Annotated in this window: 15 protein-coding genes; 7 read left to right on the forward strand and 8 right to left on the reverse strand. The window is 55.4% G+C overall.

Features of this window, described 5'->3' with window-relative positions; genetic code table 11:
- Position 1: 1 nt before the first annotated feature.
- The 3 genes from KJI95_RS00245 to bioB form a co-directional block, all read right to left on the reverse strand.
- The gene (locus tag KJI95_RS00245; protein WP_214505175.1) at positions 2-859 is read right to left on the reverse strand and encodes a methyltransferase domain-containing protein; all 858 of its coding nucleotides are present in this window, start codon (positions 857-859) and stop codon (positions 2-4) included.
- Positions 849-1,991, reverse strand: a complete 1,143-nt coding sequence (locus tag KJI95_RS00250; RefSeq protein WP_349356689.1) for an aminotransferase class I/II-fold pyridoxal phosphate-dependent enzyme — start codon at positions 1,989-1,991, stop codon at positions 849-851. The genes KJI95_RS00245 and KJI95_RS00250 overlap by 11 nt, the downstream gene beginning before the upstream one ends.
- Before the next feature lie 161 nt (positions 1,992-2,152).
- A complete protein-coding gene (bioB, locus tag KJI95_RS00255; RefSeq protein WP_214505177.1) occupies positions 2,153-3,217 on the reverse strand; it encodes a biotin synthase BioB in 1,065 nt (354 codons plus the stop codon).
- 116 nt (positions 3,218-3,333) lie between these two features.
- Here bioB and bioA point away from each other — a divergent pair, with 116 nt between their 5' ends.
- Positions 3,334-4,638, forward strand: a complete 1,305-nt coding sequence (gene bioA, locus KJI95_RS00260) for an adenosylmethionine--8-amino-7-oxononanoate transaminase (RefSeq protein ID WP_214505178.1) — start codon at positions 3,334-3,336, stop codon at positions 4,636-4,638.
- Positions 4,639-4,775: 137 nt separating this feature from the next.
- On the opposite strand, the gene maiA is transcribed toward bioA, so the two are convergent.
- From maiA to phhA, 5 genes are all read right to left on the reverse strand, one after another.
- Entirely contained in the window at positions 4,776-5,417 is a 642-nt protein-coding gene (maiA, locus tag KJI95_RS00265) for a maleylacetoacetate isomerase (protein ID WP_214505179.1), read from the reverse strand.
- 108 nt (positions 5,418-5,525) lie between these two features.
- Positions 5,526-6,512 carry a fumarylacetoacetate hydrolase family protein gene (locus KJI95_RS00270; RefSeq protein ID WP_214505180.1) on the reverse strand — a complete coding sequence of 329 codons (987 nt, stop codon included), beginning with the start codon at positions 6,510-6,512 and terminating at the stop codon, positions 5,526-5,528.
- Between the two features lie 238 nt (positions 6,513-6,750).
- Positions 6,751-8,289: a transcriptional regulator TyrR gene (gene tyrR, locus KJI95_RS00275; protein WP_214505181.1), complete on the reverse strand. Its 1,539-nt coding sequence runs from the start codon at positions 8,287-8,289 to the stop codon at positions 6,751-6,753.
- Between the two features lie 203 nt (positions 8,290-8,492).
- The gene (locus tag KJI95_RS00280) at positions 8,493-8,831 is read right to left on the reverse strand and encodes a 4a-hydroxytetrahydrobiopterin dehydratase (RefSeq protein ID WP_214505182.1); all 339 of its coding nucleotides are present in this window, start codon (positions 8,829-8,831) and stop codon (positions 8,493-8,495) included.
- A gap of 22 nt (positions 8,832-8,853) precedes the next feature.
- Positions 8,854-9,645, reverse strand: coding sequence for a phenylalanine 4-monooxygenase (gene phhA, locus KJI95_RS00285; protein ID WP_214505183.1), 792 nt, complete (start codon positions 9,643-9,645; stop codon positions 8,854-8,856).
- A 343-nt stretch (positions 9,646-9,988) separates the two neighbouring features.
- Here phhA and galU point away from each other — a divergent pair, with 343 nt between their 5' ends.
- The 6 genes from galU (at position 9,989) to KJI95_RS00315 (ending at position 17,193) form a co-directional block, all read left to right on the forward strand.
- On the forward strand, positions 9,989-10,897 hold the full coding sequence (gene galU / locus KJI95_RS00290; protein ID WP_214505184.1) for a UTP--glucose-1-phosphate uridylyltransferase GalU: 909 nt from the start codon (positions 9,989-9,991) through the stop codon (positions 10,895-10,897).
- A 2-nt stretch (positions 10,898-10,899) separates the two neighbouring features.
- Positions 10,900-11,910 (forward strand): UDP-glucose 4-epimerase GalE, encoded by a 1,011-nt coding sequence (gene galE, locus KJI95_RS00295; RefSeq protein ID WP_214505185.1) that lies wholly within the window; start codon positions 10,900-10,902, stop codon positions 11,908-11,910.
- A gap of 23 nt (positions 11,911-11,933) precedes the next feature.
- Positions 11,934-12,422 (forward strand): ferredoxin-type protein NapF, encoded by a 489-nt coding sequence (gene napF, locus KJI95_RS00300; RefSeq protein ID WP_214505186.1) that lies wholly within the window; start codon positions 11,934-11,936, stop codon positions 12,420-12,422.
- Between the two features lie 335 nt (positions 12,423-12,757).
- Positions 12,758-13,192, forward strand: coding sequence for a bactofilin family protein (locus KJI95_RS00305; RefSeq protein WP_250885503.1), 435 nt, complete (start codon positions 12,758-12,760; stop codon positions 13,190-13,192).
- Between the two features lie 317 nt (positions 13,193-13,509).
- Positions 13,510-14,460, forward strand: a complete 951-nt coding sequence (locus KJI95_RS00310; RefSeq protein WP_214505187.1) for a LysR family transcriptional regulator — start codon at positions 13,510-13,512, stop codon at positions 14,458-14,460.
- Positions 14,461-14,865: 405 nt separating this feature from the next.
- A complete protein-coding gene (locus KJI95_RS00315) occupies positions 14,866-17,193 on the forward strand; it encodes an OmcA/MtrC family decaheme c-type cytochrome (RefSeq protein ID WP_214505188.1) in 2,328 nt (775 codons plus the stop codon).
- Positions 17,194-17,221: the final 28 nt, after the last annotated feature.

The raw sequence follows: 17,221 nt of genomic DNA on the forward strand, positions 1-17,221 counted from the left end.
ATCAGCTCTCCTTTCGCCGCCTGGCGACCACATAGAGGATTTGATAACTGAGCGGCAGCCCTGCGGCCGTGCGTGTGCGCTCTGCCTGCGCTTCACGCATGAGCCAATCGTTGCGGCCACGAAGCTTACCGGCGCTGCCGGCATCGCGTCTGGCATTGGCGCCCACACCCTTGATGGAATAGATAAGCGCACGCAGATTGTCAAAATGCAGGGTTTCGGTGACAAGCCGCACATCGAGGTGCTGCCAATCCTTTGCTGAAAAGGCCGCTTGTGCCACTTGCGCCGTCATAAAATGATTAACCGAAAAGCCGAGCGCTTCAAGCTCCGGCAAGGAGCCATCGCACACCAGCGCAGCCGCCACCTCGCCGCCGGGGCGTATCACCCGGGCCAGCTCGTCAATGGCCGCAGAAAAAGGCTGACACCACTGAAGCGCAAGGTTGGAATAGGCGCTGTCGATACTGCCATCGGCAAGGGGTAAGCGGGTTGCGTCGGCGCAAAGCACGTGGGCGTCTGAAAAGCGCGCCTTTAAGCGCTCACACATGCCAAAGGCAATGTCCACGGCGATAACCGACGAGGGCGCAACGCCATCAAACGCTGTGCCAGGCCCTGCGCCGACATCAAGCACGGTTCCCTGAAGGCGCGCCATCGACTTAAGCTTGGCCGCGGTCAAGCGCTGCAACACATCATGGTTTGTGTAGTCTGCCGCGCGGGAAAAATGCGTTGCCACATCTTCCTGAATGCTTGGCTTTTGAATGCTTGGCTTTTGATTGTTCGGTTTACGAATGCAAGGCACCTGCCCCGCCACATCAGAAGCGACATCGACCGAAGATGCCAAACCATAATCAAGCTCAGGCGCCATCGGCTGCATCCCCGCGCGGATCAGGTAAATCAGCGACAATACCCGGCAATGTCGTCAGCGATTGCAGCAGCGCATCTATCTCATCTTTGCTGTGGCAGGCACTTAAGGTAATGCGAAGCCGCGGGCTTGGCACAGTTGGCGGCCGGATAGCACCAACCAAAAAGCCTTTTGATTTAAGTATGTTACCTGCATCAAGGCAGAGCGCATTGCTCGCAATCGGCAAAAGCTGAATGGGGCTATTGGCAATGCCTGGTTGCCCGGCGTCCAAAAGAGGCAGATTAAGCTTAGCGGCGCGCCCGGTGAAATAACGGATATTGCTTAGCAAACGCTCACGCTCAGCGCCCGCTTGGATGCACTCAATCGCAACCTTGGCCACATGGGCCTGGGCCGGTGACAGCGCGGTTGAATAGATATAGTGGCGTGCGCGGGCAACCAGATGCTCAATCAGCTCCTGACTGCCTAAAATGGCCGCACCCTGACAGCCCATTGCCTTACCAAAGGTGATGACCTGCAAGGCTGGCAATACCTGCCCTGCTGGTTTTGAGCCAGTGCCTGTATCCCCGTTTACACCGCACTCAGCTGACGAATCCAGCGCCAAGCGGCTAGCGCCCATGCCATTTTCACCAATAATGCCAAAGCCGTGGGCGTCATCCACAATCAGCAGGCTGTTATTGGCGCGGCAAAGCGCTGCAAGGGATGAAAGCGGCGCAAGGTCGCCATCCATACTGAAAATGCTTTCGGTTAACAGCGCAGTACCGGGAAAGCGCTCAAGCAGACGCGCGGCGCCTTCCAGACTGCAATGGGGATATCGGCGCAGCGTCGCGCCCGAGGCCTTAACGCCATCTATCATGGAGGCGTGGATAAACTTATCGGCCACCAGGGCATCTGTGTCGTTAAAAAGGCCGTGGCACAGCGCAAGATTGGCGGCAAAGCCCGAGCAAAAAAGCAGCGCCGCTTCATGGCCTGTGGCGGCGCAAAGCGCCTGCTCGAGTAGCAGATGCGCATCGTGATAACCGCTCACCAAAGGCGATGCGCGGCTGCCGACCCCAAAGCGGCGTGCTCCCTCGGCAAGTGCTTCAGTGAGGCGCGGGTCGCGGGCAAGACCCAGATAATCATTGCTGGAAAAATCCACAAGCTGCGCGTCAAAGAGCCGCCGCTGTCGCCAGAGGCCCAGAGACTCGGCCTCAGCGCGTTCTTGTCGCAGCCGAGTGAGCAGCCGATTTCCTGTGTCATTTACAGACGCATTCACAGACACACCCACAGCCGCACTCATAGACGCGCTCAAAGTCGTACTCAATTGGCCGCGTTGTAAAACAGCGACTTGCCACCAGCCTCAGAGGCAATATTTGCACTCTGACCGGCCTTGGCCACCAGCGCGGCATCTTCTTCAACGGTTGCCGCTTTACCCTGCTCGGCGTTAAGCCCCAACCGGCGGAACAGGTTCATATCATCGTTTTCTTTCGGGTTGGCGGTGGTCAGCAGTTTGCAGCCATAGAAAATCGAGTTGGCACCGGCAAAGAAACACATGGCCTGCAGCTCATCGCTCATGTTTTCGCGGCCAGCCGACAGGCGCACCCGCGAGCGCGGCATCAAAATACGGGCCACCGCAATGGTGCGCACAAATTCGAGCGGGTCGAGGTCGTCAAGCTTATCAAGCGGCGTGCCTGCTACTTTCACCAGCATGTTAATGGGCACTGAGTCCGGATGCTGCTCAAGATTGGCGAGCTGCTGCAGCAAACCGGCGCGGTCTGTGGCCTGCTCGCCCATGCCGACAATACCGCCGGAGCAGACTTTCATCCCCGCCGCGCGCACGTTTGACAGGGTATCGAGCCGGTCCTGATAGGTGCGCGTGGTGATGATATCGCCATAGTATTCCGGCGAGGTATCGAGGTTGTGGTTGTAGTAATCGAGCCCCGCATCCGCAAGCTGGCTTGCCTGATGAGCCGAAAGCATGCCAAGGGTCATGCAGGTTTCAAGGCCAAGGGATTTAACTTCTTTCACCATATCAGTGAGATACGGCATGTCGCGCTCATGGGGATTACGCCAGGCGGCGCCCATGCAGAAACGGGTCGCGCCAGCGGCTTTGGCGGCGCGGGCCTCGGTCAGCACCTTTTCGATTTCCAGCAGGCGCTCTTTTTCAAGGCCGGTATCGTAGCGGGCACTTTGCGGGCAATATTTGCAATCTTCGGGACAGGCGCCGGTTTTAATCGACAGCAAACGGCTGATCTGCACTTCGTTGGGATCGAACACCTCGCGGTGTATGCTGTGGGCACGAAACAGCAAATCATTCATTGGCAAGGCAAACAGTGCCTCGACTTCCTGACGGCTCCAATTGTGACGAACGGTAAAGGTCGACATGCTACTACCCTGATTTGGTCTTTTTCTGTTGGCTAGGATAACCTTGCCCCTTACACTGTCAACGCCAACCAGTGTGCAGGGTTTACTGCTGATTAATTTTTGAGCGCGAAATAACCATGGATCTTGAATTCGACCGCCAGCATCTTTGGCACCCCTATACCTCCATGACCAATCCCTTGCCGGTGCTGGGGGTAACCTCAGCCTCGGGCTGCCGCCTGCGTCTCGATGACGGCCGCGAGCTGATTGATGGCACTTCATCCTGGTGGTCGGCCATCCACGGCTACAGCCATCAAGCGCTGGTTGCTGCAGTGCAGAAGCAAGCAGCGCAGCTAAGCCACGTGATGTTTGGTGGTCTGACCCACGAGGCTGCCATCGACCTTGGCAAAGCGCTGCTCAAACTGACGCCTGCAGGTTTATCCAGGGTGTTTTTTGCCGATTCAGGTTCAGTGGCGGTGGAAGTCGCCATCAAAATGGCCATCCAGTATTGGCAAGGGCGCGGCAAGGCAGGCAAACACAAGCTCCTTACCGTCCTTGGTGGCTACCATGGCGATACTTTTGCCGCCATGAGTGTGTGTGATCCCAATGCCGGCATGCACGGCATGTTTGGCCATCTGGTGGCAAAGCAGCTGTTTGCCTCGGCGCCAAGGGCTGGTTTTGACCGACCGTTTTGCGACGATGACATCCGCGAGCTTAAGACTCTGCTTGAGCGCGAGCACGACAGCATCGCCGCCGTTATCATTGAGCCTATTTTACAGGGCGCTGGCGGCCTCAGGTTTTACAGCCCGGACTACTTAAGGGCGCTGCGCGCCCTTTGCGACCAATATCAGGTGCTGTTGATAGCCGATGAAATTGCCACAGGTTTTGGCCGCACCGGCAAAGCCTTTGCGTGTGAGCATGCCGGCATCACGCCGGATCTGCTCTGCCTTGGTAAAGCGCTCACCGGCGGCATGTTAAGCCTTGCCGCAACCCTGTGCAGCGACGAAGTGGCCGCGGGGATTGGCGATTCACCCGCCGGCGTATTTATGCATGGCCCGACCTTTATGGCCAATCCGCTTGCCTGCGCCGCCGCAAGTGCCAGCCTTGAGCTTTTTGCAAAAGGTGACTGGCAAGCGCAGGTATCCCGTATTGAAGCTGAGCTTAAGCGTGGGCTTGATGATGCCAGTGCATTGCCTCAGGTTGTTGATGTGCGGGTGCTTGGCGCCGTTGGGGTCATTGAAATGGCTGGCAGCATCGATACAGCCTTTGCCATGCACGCCTTCGCCGCGCGCGGCGTTTGGGTGCGCCCCTTTGGACGACTGATTTACGTAATGCCGCCTTATTGCATCAGCAGCGCAGAGCTTGCCGCCCTCACCCGCGCCATGGTCGAGGTCGCCGCCCTTGATGGCATCCTTAAAGCAGAGGTGACCCCAAGCCACGGCTGATGGTGCAGGTTACTTAATTGGGAGGACGGAATGCCGAATGCGAGTGCTGGGAGCCAAATGCAAAGAGGTAAACAGCAAACACAAAAAAGCGGCCAATAGGGCCGCTTTTTGATTTATCAGGGTGGAGAAGCGCCGGTTTACACCGCGTCAGGCTGGTTTTCCGGCAGCGCCGCAACAAAGGCCGGCAGGCTGTTACAGTAATCGCTTATCCGCACTATGTTTGGATAATTATCCAGCGGTACATTAAAGCGGCGGGCGTTATACACCTGCGGTACCAGACACGCATCGGCCAGGGTCACAGTGTCGCCAAAGCAAAAACGGCCACTGTGTTTTACCAGCATCCGCTCCAGCGCTTTAAAGCCTTCGTGGATCCAGTGGTGATACCAGTCGTTTTTGACCTTGTCGTCGAGCGCCATATCGCCTGAAAGGTATTGCAGCACCCGCAGATTGTTAAGCGGATGGATTTCACAGGCAATGGCAAGACACATGGCGCGCACCTGCGCTTTACCAAGGGCGTCCGTTGGCAACAGTGCCATACCTTCGCCGCGCTCTTCAAGATACTCCAGAATCGCCAGCGACTGGGTCAGCGCCGTACCATCATCCAGCACCAAAGTCGGCACCAGATGCTGCGGATTGAGGGCAATATAGTCGCGGCCATGTTGCTCGCCGCCATTTTTGACCAGATGCACGCTCTGGTGCTCTGCTTCAATACCTTTAAGATTCAGTGCAATACGAATGCGATAGGCGGCACTTGAGCGCCAGTAACCGTAGAGTTTCATTCGTGTCTCCAATCCCCTGTGACGGGCATGAGCCCCTGTGAGAATAAGTCTGTGACAGTGAGCCAGCGACAAAAACGCCGCCCTCGGGCGGCGCTGTCAAAGCCTGACTCAGGCTTTATATTCTACAACCTGCTGATCGATGGCGCCGAAAATACTCTTGCCGGCATCGTCGAGCATTTCGATACGAACGCGGTCACCAAAGCGCATAAAAGGTGTGCTCGCTTTGCCATCGGCAATCACTTCGAGCATGCGCTTTTCGGCCAGACAGCTTGAACCTGCGCTGCGGTCATAGTTTGAAATAGTGCCTGAGCCGATGATGGCACCGGCGCCGAGCGGACGGGTCTTGGCCACGTGGGCAATCAACTGGCTGAAGTTAAAGGTCATGTCCACGCCGGCATTGGGCTTGCCAAAAAGCTCACCGTTCAGGTGGGTGATAAGCGGCAGATGCACCTTGCTGTCCTGCCACTTGTCGCCAAGTTCATCGGGGGTGATGGCAACAGGCGAGAAGCTGCTCGACGGCTTGGACTGGAAGAAACCAAACCCTTTGGCAAGCTCGGCAGGAATAAGGTTACGCAATGACACGTCGTTCACCAGCATCAACAGTTTGATGTGCTTGGCGGCATTGTCGCTGCTTACGCCCATCGGCACATCGTCGGTGACCACGGCGATTTCAGATTCAAAATCGATACCCCAGTCTTCGCTGCCCATTTCGATGTTGCTGCGCGGCGGAATAAAGCTGTCGGAGCCGCCCTGATAAAACAGCGGATCGGTCCAGAAGGTTTCCGGCATCTCGGCGCCGCGGGCCTTGCGTACCAGCTCAACGTGGTTCACATAGGCGCTGCCATCGGCCCACTGAAAGGCACGTGGGAAAGGCGACAGACACTTGGTCTCATCGAAATCCACGGTGTTTTCCAGCACGCCGGCGTTCAGGGCATCGTACAGCTCGGTCAGCTGCGGGCTCAGTAAATCCCAGGCATCCAGAAGCTGTTGCAGGGTGTGGGCAATGGCGGGTACGGCAACGGCCTTGGTCAAATCACGGCTGACCAGCATCAATTGGCCATCACGGCGTCCATTGTTATATGTAGCTAATTTCATTCTCTGCTCCTGTCCTGTGTCGACCCTCACCCTGGGGGTGGCAGTCCTGTGTGGCGTAACAAATACCCCAAGCGGCGACCGTTGAAAATAGCGTGACCAAAATCACAGTTCGCGGGGCTTTGACGCCTTTTGTAAACTTTAACGTACAGACTGAAACCGCCCCACTGGCCGTGGGTGGTCGGCTTCAGCTTTGGTGAGTTTTTGCCCGTTTTACTGGCAAATTCCTGTTACAGCCGACTCAGCGCTTTTTGCTGATCCGGTATTCCCTGAGTTTGTTGGCAATGGCGGTGTGGCTGACGCCGAGTTTTTTCGCAAGCTGCCGGGTGCTGGGGTACGCAGGGTACAGGCGGCGCAGCAAACTTGCCTCAAACTGACGCATGGCATCATCGAGTGTGCCTTCGAACTGATTATCAAAGTAGCCAAAGCCTTCGGCGTAGGAGGGCAGTTTCAGCTGCTCGACTGTGAGCTCCGCCGAGCCATCCCACATGGAGACGGCGCGAAACACCGCATTTTTAAGCTGACGCACGTTGCCGGGCCAGGCATAGCTCAGCAAATGATCCCGACAGCTTGGGGAAATGCGCCGCATCGGGCTTGAAAGCTGCTGGCTGTAATGCTCAAGGAACATTTCGGTCAGCGGAATAATGTCGACCTTGCGCTCACGAAGCGATGGCATATGGAACGACAGCACGTGGATGCGGTAGTAGAGATCTTCACGAAACTCGCCAAGCTGACACAGCTCCGCAAGGTTTTTCTGACTCGAGCAGATAATGCGCACATCCGCCCTCACCTCTTCATCGCCGCCGATACGGCGAAACGAGCCTTCGGTAAGGAGGCGCAGTAACTTCACCTGGGCAGCCTTGGACATTTCAGCGATTTCATCGAGAAACACGCTGCCGCCCTTGGCTTCTTCAAACAGGCCGCGTTTGACTATCTGGCCGTCGCGGACAAAGCCAAACAGCTCTTCTTCGGCGGCGCTGTCCGGCAGTGCGGCGCAGTTAATGGCAATAAAGGGATGCTCGCGGCGCATGCTGGCATCGTGACAGGCCCGGGCCATCAGCTCCTTGCCGGTGCCGGTTTCACCTGTGATAAGCAGCGGCGCGTCAAGCTGCGCCATGCGTCTGGCCTGCTTGAGCACCTCTTTCATCTTATCGGACACCGCCAGCACGTTCTCAAAGCCGGCGGTCTGGTTTTGCAGAGCGTTGAATTGCTTGCCAACTCTTGCCGGGGATTTGAGTGACACCACGGCGCCGGCGAGAATGGTTTTATCATCATCGTCCGGCAAATAAATCGGCAGCATTTCGGCCAGGTATTCGTTTTGGGAAATTTGCACCCGGGTCGCCTGTGCAAGCGCCTTGCCTTCGCTGAGCCAGCGGGCAAAGTTAAAGCCCTGCACCCAATGGTTGAGCGACTCTTCAACCACTTCATGCTCCTTCATGCCAAGGGTCATCAGCGCCGATTCATTCACAATCCGGATGCGGCCTTTGACATCGATAGAAAACACGCTGTCGGGCAGGGTGCGCAGCAGGGTTTTCAGGGCGTAATGCTCCTGCTCGGAGGGCATAAAGGAGACGGTACGCACATCGTGCACGCTTTCGACTTTGCGAATTTGCGGCATCAGCGCGCTTAAGGTTTCAAAACTAACTTCGGCAAACTGGAAATACAGGAACCCGCGGTTGCTGGCATCGATGGCAAGAAGGTTAATGCCGTACCGCTCAAGCACGGTAAGAATATCCTTCGCCAGACCAACCCTGTCCTGACAGCTAACTTCCAAACGCATATCTGCATGTATCCCTGTTGTGGTCTTGTTTTAGGGGCGTCAAGCTGACCGGCGCAGCGCCAGTCATACTTGCAAGAGTACTTGGCGCTATACGGTAGAAGGAATTAGATAAAGTGGCAAGTCTTGTTTACAGCAGTCTCATTGAGGACTAAAAAAATCAGCCCGCCACTTAAAGTAACGCGCTGATTTTACTACAGGAAAACTCAGGCGAGCAACTGGTCGGTCTTGGCCGCCATGATAAAGTCGTTGCGGTGCAGCCCTTTGATGGAATGGGACCACCAGGTCACAGTCACCTTGCCCCACTCGGTGAAAATACCCGGGTGGTGGAACTCTTCTTCGGCAAGGTCAGCCAGCTTGTTGGAAAAGGCCATCGCCTGTTTGAAGTTTTTGAACTTGTACACCCGCTCAAGCTGCATCACGCCATCGCGCACCTGCACACTCCAGTCGGGGATCATCCGGATAAGCTCAGCCAGCTCCGCATCGGTCACTTTGGGGGCGTCGGCCTGGCAAGCCTCACACTTCATGGTTGCTAATTCGCTCATTACTGCTCCTTATTATTATCGGTCAAACGGCCTTCGCCTTGGGTGCAAACAGGGGCGCATGCAAACCCAACTGACGGGCACGGGCAACGGATTGCATAATGTCCATACCGGCAATCTCGTCGAGAAAATCAATGGACTCAATTTCAAAATAGACGGGCTGCATAATATCAATCCGGTAAGGCGTGCGCAGCACATCAATCAAATCAAAGGGTTTACGCTGCGGCGTATCGCCAAAGGCGTACAGGGTTTCACCGGGCGAACTTAAAATGCCACCGCCGTAGATGCGACGCTCGCCGCTGGCTGACTTAAGCAGGCCAAACTCCACGGTAAACCAGTACAGCCGCGCCAGAAACACCCGCTCTTCTTTGGTCGCCGCCAGTCCGAGTTTGCCGTAGGTGTGGGAAAAGTTGGCAAAGGCCGGATTAGTCAGCAGAGGGCAGTGGCCGAAAATCTCGTGGAAAATATCCGGCTCCTGGAGGTAATCAAACTCTTCGCGGGTACGGATAAAGGTCGCCACCGGAAAACGGCGACTGGCCAGCAGTTCAAAAAAACGCTCAAAGGAGATAAGCGCCGGTACCGCAGCGGTCTGCCAGCCGGTGGTTTCAAGCAGCACCTTGTCTACTTCACCAAGCTGAGGGATACGGTCAGTGGGCAGTGCCAGACGCTCAAGACCGTCCAGATACTCCTGACAGGCACGGCCGGGCAGGTTTACCGCCTGACGGGCATAAAGCTCAGACCAAATCTGATTTTCAACATCCGGATACGCGATAAAGCCATGCTCATCCGGCTTACGGGCAACATACTGTGTACTCATCTCGCTTTCACTTCACGTTAACTGCAACCCCCCCATAGTGTTCCAGCTTGGTTTTTTTGTTAACTGCTTCACGTTTTATTCCGCCGCGATGTGGCAGCCAATTTCGTAAAGCTTTTATTACAAGTTAAAAACAGAGTAACAACTCAACCCCATGCCAATTTGCAATCATCACAGCGGCGGATAAAGTCTCACCGCCCATGGGCGAAAAGCATAAAAATATTCACGAAAATCACTGCGCTTCATGATTTTTGGATTTGGCTCCATTAGAATAAGCAGCTGGAATGACAGTCGCATCAGGCGACACACTTTTTTACCCACCAGGGCAATCTGACTAAGGAATACCATGAAACAGACCAACATCCGTAAGGCCGTGATCCCCGTTGCCGGTCTGGGTACCCGTATGCTTCCGGCCACCAAGGCCATCCCAAAAGAAATGCTGCCGGTCGTTGATAAGCCGCTGATCCAGTACGTGGTCAGTGAAGCCATCGCCGCCGGGATCAAAGAAATTGTGCTGGTTACCCACGCCAGTAAGAACTCCATCGAAAACCATTTCGATACCTCGTTTGAGCTCGAAGCGCAGCTCGAGCGCCGGGTTAAGCGTCAGTTGCTGGCCGAAGTACAGGCCATTTGCCCTAAAGACGTGACTGTGATCAGCGTGCGTCAGGCCCAGGCCAAAGGCCTTGGTCACGCCATTCTGTGTGCCCGCCCCGTGGTCGGTGACGAGCCATTTGCGGTGCTACTGCCGGATGTGATCATCGATGACTCCAAGAGCAATCTGACCACAGATAACCTCGCCGCCATGGTGCGCCTGTTTGATGAATCCCAGGTTGGCCAAATCATGGTAGAAGAAGTGCCACACGAGATGGTAAACCAGTACGGTATTGCCGACGTGAAAGGCCATCTGCTGCAGGCAGGTGAATCCACCGCCCTCGATGCGCTGGTTGAAAAGCCAAAAGTAGATGAAGCGCCATCCAACCTCGCCGTGGTGGGTCGTTATGTACTGCCAAAGGAAATCTGGCCACTGCTCGCCCGCACTCCAGCCGGTGCCGGGGATGAAATCCAGCTGACCGACGCTATCGCCATGCTGATGAATGAAACCCAGGTCAACGCCTACGGCATGGTCGGCAAGAGCCACGACTGCGGTAACAAACAAGGTTACATGCAGGCCAACGTGGAATATGCACTGCGCCACAACGAACTCGGCAAAGAGTTCGCTAAGTATCTGAAGCAAGTTGTAAAAGGACTTAACTGATAATGACTATTCTTGTGACCGGCGGAGCCGGCTACATCGGCAGCCACACTGTGGTTGAACTGCAAAATGCCGGCATGGATGTGCTGGTGCTGGATAACCTCTCCAACGCCTCGATTGAAGCGCTGGAGCGGGTGACTCGGATCACCGGCAAAACCGTGCCCTTTGTGCAGGGGGACATCCTCGATAAAGCCTTGCTGCAAAAAATCTTCAGTGAAAACCGCATCGATGCGGTCATTCACTTCGCCGGTCTCAAGGCGGTGGGCGAATCTGTCGCCCAGCCGCTGCGTTATTACGAAAACAACGTGACCGGCACCCTGGTGCTGTGTCAGGTGATGGCGCAGCATCAGGTGTTCAAACTGGTGTTTTCCTCGTCGGCGACCGTGTATGGCGATCCATCGAGCCTGCCTATTACCGAAGATTTTCCCACCGGGGCGACCAATCCCTATGGTCAATCCAAGTTGATGGTGGAGCATATCCTGGCCGATTTGTACGCCTCGGATAATCGCTGGAACATCGCCAGACTGCGCTATTTCAATCCGGTTGGCGCCCATGCCAGCGGCTTGATTGGTGAAGATCCCAACGGTATTCCCAACAACCTGATGCCTTTTATCAGCCAGGTGGCGGTTGGCAAGCGCGCCAAACTGGCGGTATTCGGCAACGATTACCCGACCCACGACGGCACCGGCGTGCGCGATTACATCCATGTGGTCGATTTGGCGCTCGGTCATTTAAAGGCACTGGAAAAACTCAACACCCTGCCCGGGCTTGTGACCTATAACCTGGGTACAGGTCAAGGCTACAGCGTGCTGGACATGGTCAAAGCCTTTGAGAAAGCCTCTGGAAAAACCGTGGCTTATGAAATTGCGCCCCGCCGCCCGGGCGACATTGCCGCCTGTTACGCCAACCCCGACAAGGCCCGCAAAGAGCTTGGTTGGGAAGCGACCCGTGGTGTGGATGAGATGGCCCAAAGCAGCTGGCGCTGGCAGTCGGGCAATCCCGACGGTTATCGGTAACCTAAGGTCAGGGTCGTAAACCTATGAGTGACAGCATCAATTTAAGTCGCCGCCGCCTGTTCAGCCGTCGAAAAGACGATGCGCTGCGGCCGCCTTATGTGCGCGCTGACATTGAGTTTACCGACCTTTGCACCCGCTGCGGCAAATGCGCCGAAGCCTGTGAAACCGCCATCATCATCAAGGGAGATGGCGGCTTTCCTGAGGTGTCCTTTGCCGATGCGGAGTGCACTTTCTGCGGCCGCTGCCACGAAGCCTGTGACGAAACCATTTTTGATGCAGCCCTCGAGCCGCCCTGGCCGCTCAAGGCACAAATATCAACCAGTTGCCTCGCCGCATCCGGCATTTGGTGTCAAAGCTGCAAAGATGCCTGCGATGAGCGCGCCATTCGCTTCACCCCGGCCATTGGCAAAGCACCGATGCCAGAGCTTGAGCTTGACGCCTGCACCGGCTGTGGTGCCTGCGTTGCGCCCTGCCCATCGCACGCCATCAGCATTATTAAACCCAGTAACTGAACCTTAGTAACTGGACCTTAGTACCTGAACATCAGCAACTGAACCTCAATTCGCATCGCGTTGATGTCATCGCGAAGCCAAATCAAAGCGCGAAGCCAAATCAAAGGGCGCAGCCAAATTAAAGAGAGCAGCCAAATCAAACTGCCGCGCATTTTCTTGCACAAGACTACTGCGTTGACTTATTTCACTGTTGTATTTCTCTGGCTTATTTCACAGGGCTTTTACAAAGGGCTTTTACACAGCGCTTTTACAAAAAGTTCAGAAATACTGGCCAATTTTCTGACGCCGGCGCCAAATATTAGTGGTTTGCAGCGCCGTCAATCGAGGTTAACATCTTGCAAACTCGTTACCCATACTTAAGTATTATGCTTGGAAAAAGTAAAAAATCTGCCGCTGGACTGACTTTCATCTCCCCCGGCACCCGCCTTTGCGGTGATACGCATTTTGAAGGCGAAGCGCTGGTCGGCGGCGAGCTGCAGGGCAATATTCACGGCCAAAGCAAGGTGACAATCGAGCAAGGTGGCGTCATAGACGGCATTTTAAGCTGCCGCGAGCTCAAGGTATCTGGCCTGTTCAAGGGCAAGCTCAAGTGCGACAAACTCATAGTAGCCGGCGGCGGCACCGTCGATGGCGAAGTCAGCTGCAACTCGATGGAAATCTTTGAAGGCGGCCAGTTTATCGGCGTGCGCACCCGTGACAGCGCGCCATCCGTGGATGAGAGTGATGCGGTAAACAGCTCACCGCTCACGCCGCATCTGGCGGCAGATTAGATCGGGCCTGTCACTCACACAGTCGGTATGCATAAGCTAAGTCGGCCGAATAAACCAAGTCGGCACGAATAAGCTCAGCCGGTATCAATAGCGTGGCAACCTTGGCCACGCTATTGATAACAAAGCCGCTCGTTTCCAGCCATCCACCGTTTCCTCCCCGTTACAATTTTCGGCTATACATTTTGCAGATAAAAGGGCTGTCATCTGCGCCATCAACTGGCAACATCGTTAACCAATTGTTAAAACCTTGACCTTCATCAACACCCTCAGATGCCACTGTGCTAACGTTAACTCAAATCGCCTGAGTCACGTGAACGATGAACAAACCCCTTGATAAACAGCTGGCCGAGCTTGAGATTTTTTCACTGCTGTTGTTTCGCGCCATTTTTGAATCCGGCCATGCCAACATTGCCGCGCGGCAACTGGATGTGTCAGCGCCCAAGGTCAGCCGCGCACTTGCAAGCCTTAGAGCTGCGCTTGGTGATGAGCTGTTTTACCGCCGCCAGCAGGGGCTCAGACCCACGCCTCTGGCTGAGCAGATCTATCCTGCCATTCGCGAGCTGACCGACAGCATTGCCGGGCTGTCGCAGAGCCTTAAAGCATGTCAGGACTACGGCCAGCGAGGGCCTGCCAGGTTTGAAATCGCCATCAGCTCAGGCTTGATGATTGCACTGGCGCGGCAATTAAGCCGCCGTGAGCCACACTCAGCCGAGGTGCGGCTGCATCTGTGGCAAGCGGATTCGGCAGATAAAATCCATGCAGGTGAACTGGATCTCGGGCTTGCGCTGACGCCGGAAAGCCATGGCGAGCTTAATTTCGAGCGCATTCTTGATATTGGTGGCCTTAATCTTGTTGGCACGCTGAGCCACCCTATCTGGCAGCTGCATCAGCCCACTCTAGAACAAATCTGCGAATACCCCTTTTTATGCATGAATCATCCCGGCTTTAACGACAAAGTAGACCCGCTCGAGCTTTTTTGTCAGCGCGAAGGCTTGCCGCCGCTTAATGTGATCCGCCTTAGCGATAAAGAGGAGTGGTATGCCCAACTGTTAACCAGCCAGTGCCTTGCCTTTGCGCCGCCGCTTGGCATGCAGCTGCTGGCAGCACTGCCGGAGCTTAAACGAGAGCCCCTGCCCCAATCTGAGCTGGCACGCCTGCACCATGGCATAGCGCCGCCCGGGCTCTATCTTGTTGAAAAACCGATTCACCATCGAAGATACAACGACGAATTTCGGCAGCAAATTATCAGTCTTATCAGCGCCTGTTGATGGCCAGTAAGCGCAGGCTTTGAATTTGAAAGCCTTGTGGCTAAACGCTTTGAGGTTGAAAGCTCTGAGATTAAAAGCTCTGAGATTAAAAGCTCTGAATTTGAAAGCCTTGTGATTGAAAGCTTAAAAAACATAAAGCGGATAAACGGCCTGTTGCGCTCTGCCAGTCAAATCTTCCAGAAAAACGCCAATAAACTCAGCCAATAGCTCAATAAACTCAGCTCACACCTCGCTAAATTACCGCTTTTGAAATTGCCAATTGCCGAAATTGAAATTCGCATTTGCGAGTCTGAAGTCGGATTTCACACATTTGAAACAAGGATTTAAATACCTCTTTATATATACAACTATCGTCCCATAATGAGATCACTGCGATGGCAGTCTTAAAGGTTAGAAAGGGACGCAATGATGAAAAACTACAACAAATCTCTGCTGACAATGGCACTCCTCAGTGCCTTGACCCTTACCGCCTGCGGCGACGGTAAAGACGGTCAGGATGGCGCTCCCGGCAGCCCCGGCGCGCCGGGCACCCCCGGAACCCCAGGCACGCCCGGCACACCCGCCGGCGCCACAGTAACTAACGCCAATAACCCTGCCGATATCAGCTTCGAAATTCTCCCCGCCGATTTGAAAATCAATGGTTCTGGTGAGTTCAGCATTAAATTCAAAGCCATGGGCAAAAATGCCCAGGGCAAATCCGCCGCCTTTACCGGTCTGGACATGATTTCGCTCTACTCACTCACCCTGAAAAGCAACAGCTCCGGCAGCGGCGCGCCGCTTGAGTGGGTCAACAACGCCATGGTGCAGGACAAGGGCTCGTCCATGTACTGTACCCTTACCGGCACTTATACTTCCCGCGGCCAAACCGGCAACGCCTGTACCCTGGTGGAAGACCCAAGCGCCCCCGGCACCTATACCGGTACCTGGACCCATGAGGGTGCGGCGCCCATCATGTACGCCAACGATGATTTGAACGCCACCCACCGCTTCTTCCTGCGGGCATACAATGTCAAAGACGATACCGGCACCACCCTTGCCGACAAAGTGCTGTCGGCCCGTATCGATTACATCCCCGCCAGCGGCGCCCTGGTTGACGCCAGCGGCAAAGACACAGTCACAGACGCCGCCTGTATCAACTGTCACGGCGAAGCCGATGGCCGTATCGCCAAGATTGAAGCCCACCATAACTATCAAAGCGTTGAAAACTGCGTAGCCTGCCACAACCCCGGCAATCAACCGGACGAAACCCAGCTTGCCGACGGCTGGCTGTTTGACTTTGGCCCCATGGTGCACCGTATTCACGCCGGCCACCATATCAGCGAATTCCTCTCGGGCGATGCCAAAGAGTACTTTGGTGAGCTTGGCTTCCCGGGCGAGCTCAGTGAATGTACCAGCTGTCACAACAACGGCCCATCCTGGAGCGACAACCTCTACCGCGAGGCCTGCGTTGGCTGCCACATCAATGTGAATTTCGAAACCGGTGAAGGCCACTCAGAGTTTGATTTGGCCCAGGCCGACGACACCCAGTGTAAATCCTGTCACGGCAGCGGCAGCTTAAGTCCAGCCCTGGTTCACAATGTGGGTAAACGCGCTGAATATGCTGAACTTTTCAAAATTGAGCCCATCAGTGCTGTAGTGACTGACCCAACCGCAGACGACGGTAAAAAAACACTGACAGTCAAAGCCAAGGTCACCATGAACGGCGCACCGATTGCCGACGGCACTGTGCTGACCGATTACATGACCAGCACTACCCGTCCGCTGCTTATCGGTAACGTCAATCCCCAGGGCTTCGTCAATGGCGACTTGAACCTGCGGGTGACCGACAGCCCCACACTGTCCGGCGGCGTGTTAACCGTCAGCAAAGCCTTTAACGACACCCAGCTGACCGGCACTGTGTATGTCACAGGTGAAATTCAGGTCTGCGCCGATAAGGGCAAAGTGGTGAAATGCCGCGATGGCTCAGGTAACCCGGTGGAAGGTCTGGAGTTTGGCATAGAGCGTGGTTTGGCAAACTCAGCCCCGATTGCCTACTTCAATCTGGACGACCCCATGGGCGCAACCGTGAAAGCCAGAATGGACACCGCCAGTCGCATCACAGTCGATGAAGCCAAGTGCAACAGCTGTCACCAGAACCTCACCCACGTCAAAGGCACCCACGGCGTGACCGAGTTTACCCAGTGTATGAACTGTCACAACACTCTGTATGGCGCCTCCGGTCACGCACCGGTTGACTACGACACAGGTGAAGTGGACGCCGATGGCAATCGCATCTTCGCGCCGGTGGAAGGTTTAAGCTTCAGTAACCGCGACCTGTTTACTGTGGCCCACCGCTTCCACAGCGGTAACTGGGATGCAGGCCGAGGGATCCCCGCCATTTATCTTGACAAGAACATGGCACTGCAAGGTTATCCCGGCGTGGCAACCGACTGTTTTGCCTGCCACCAGGACAACGCCAAGTTCTTTGCCAACGATGGCGGCCTGACTTCCGGCAAACGCGCCATCAAAGTCAGCCGAAGTGCTGAAGAATACATCACTCCCGTGGCTGAAGCCTGCCGTACCTGCCACGAGCACTCAGATGCAGCCGCAGTGGCCCACTTCAGAAGTAACGGTGCCTATGTTCAGGGCGAGCCTGCCACCACAGCCAATCTGCCGGTGGAAAGCTGCTCAACCTGTCACGGTGAAGGTAAGGCTTACGGTATCGATAAAGTCCACACATCGTCCTCCCATTAGAGGGAAACCTGAAGGCGACTGTGCGGCG

The organism is Shewanella jiangmenensis (genome assembly GCF_018596335.1).
Lineage (GTDB): Bacteria > Pseudomonadota > Gammaproteobacteria > Enterobacterales > Shewanellaceae > Shewanella > Shewanella jiangmenensis.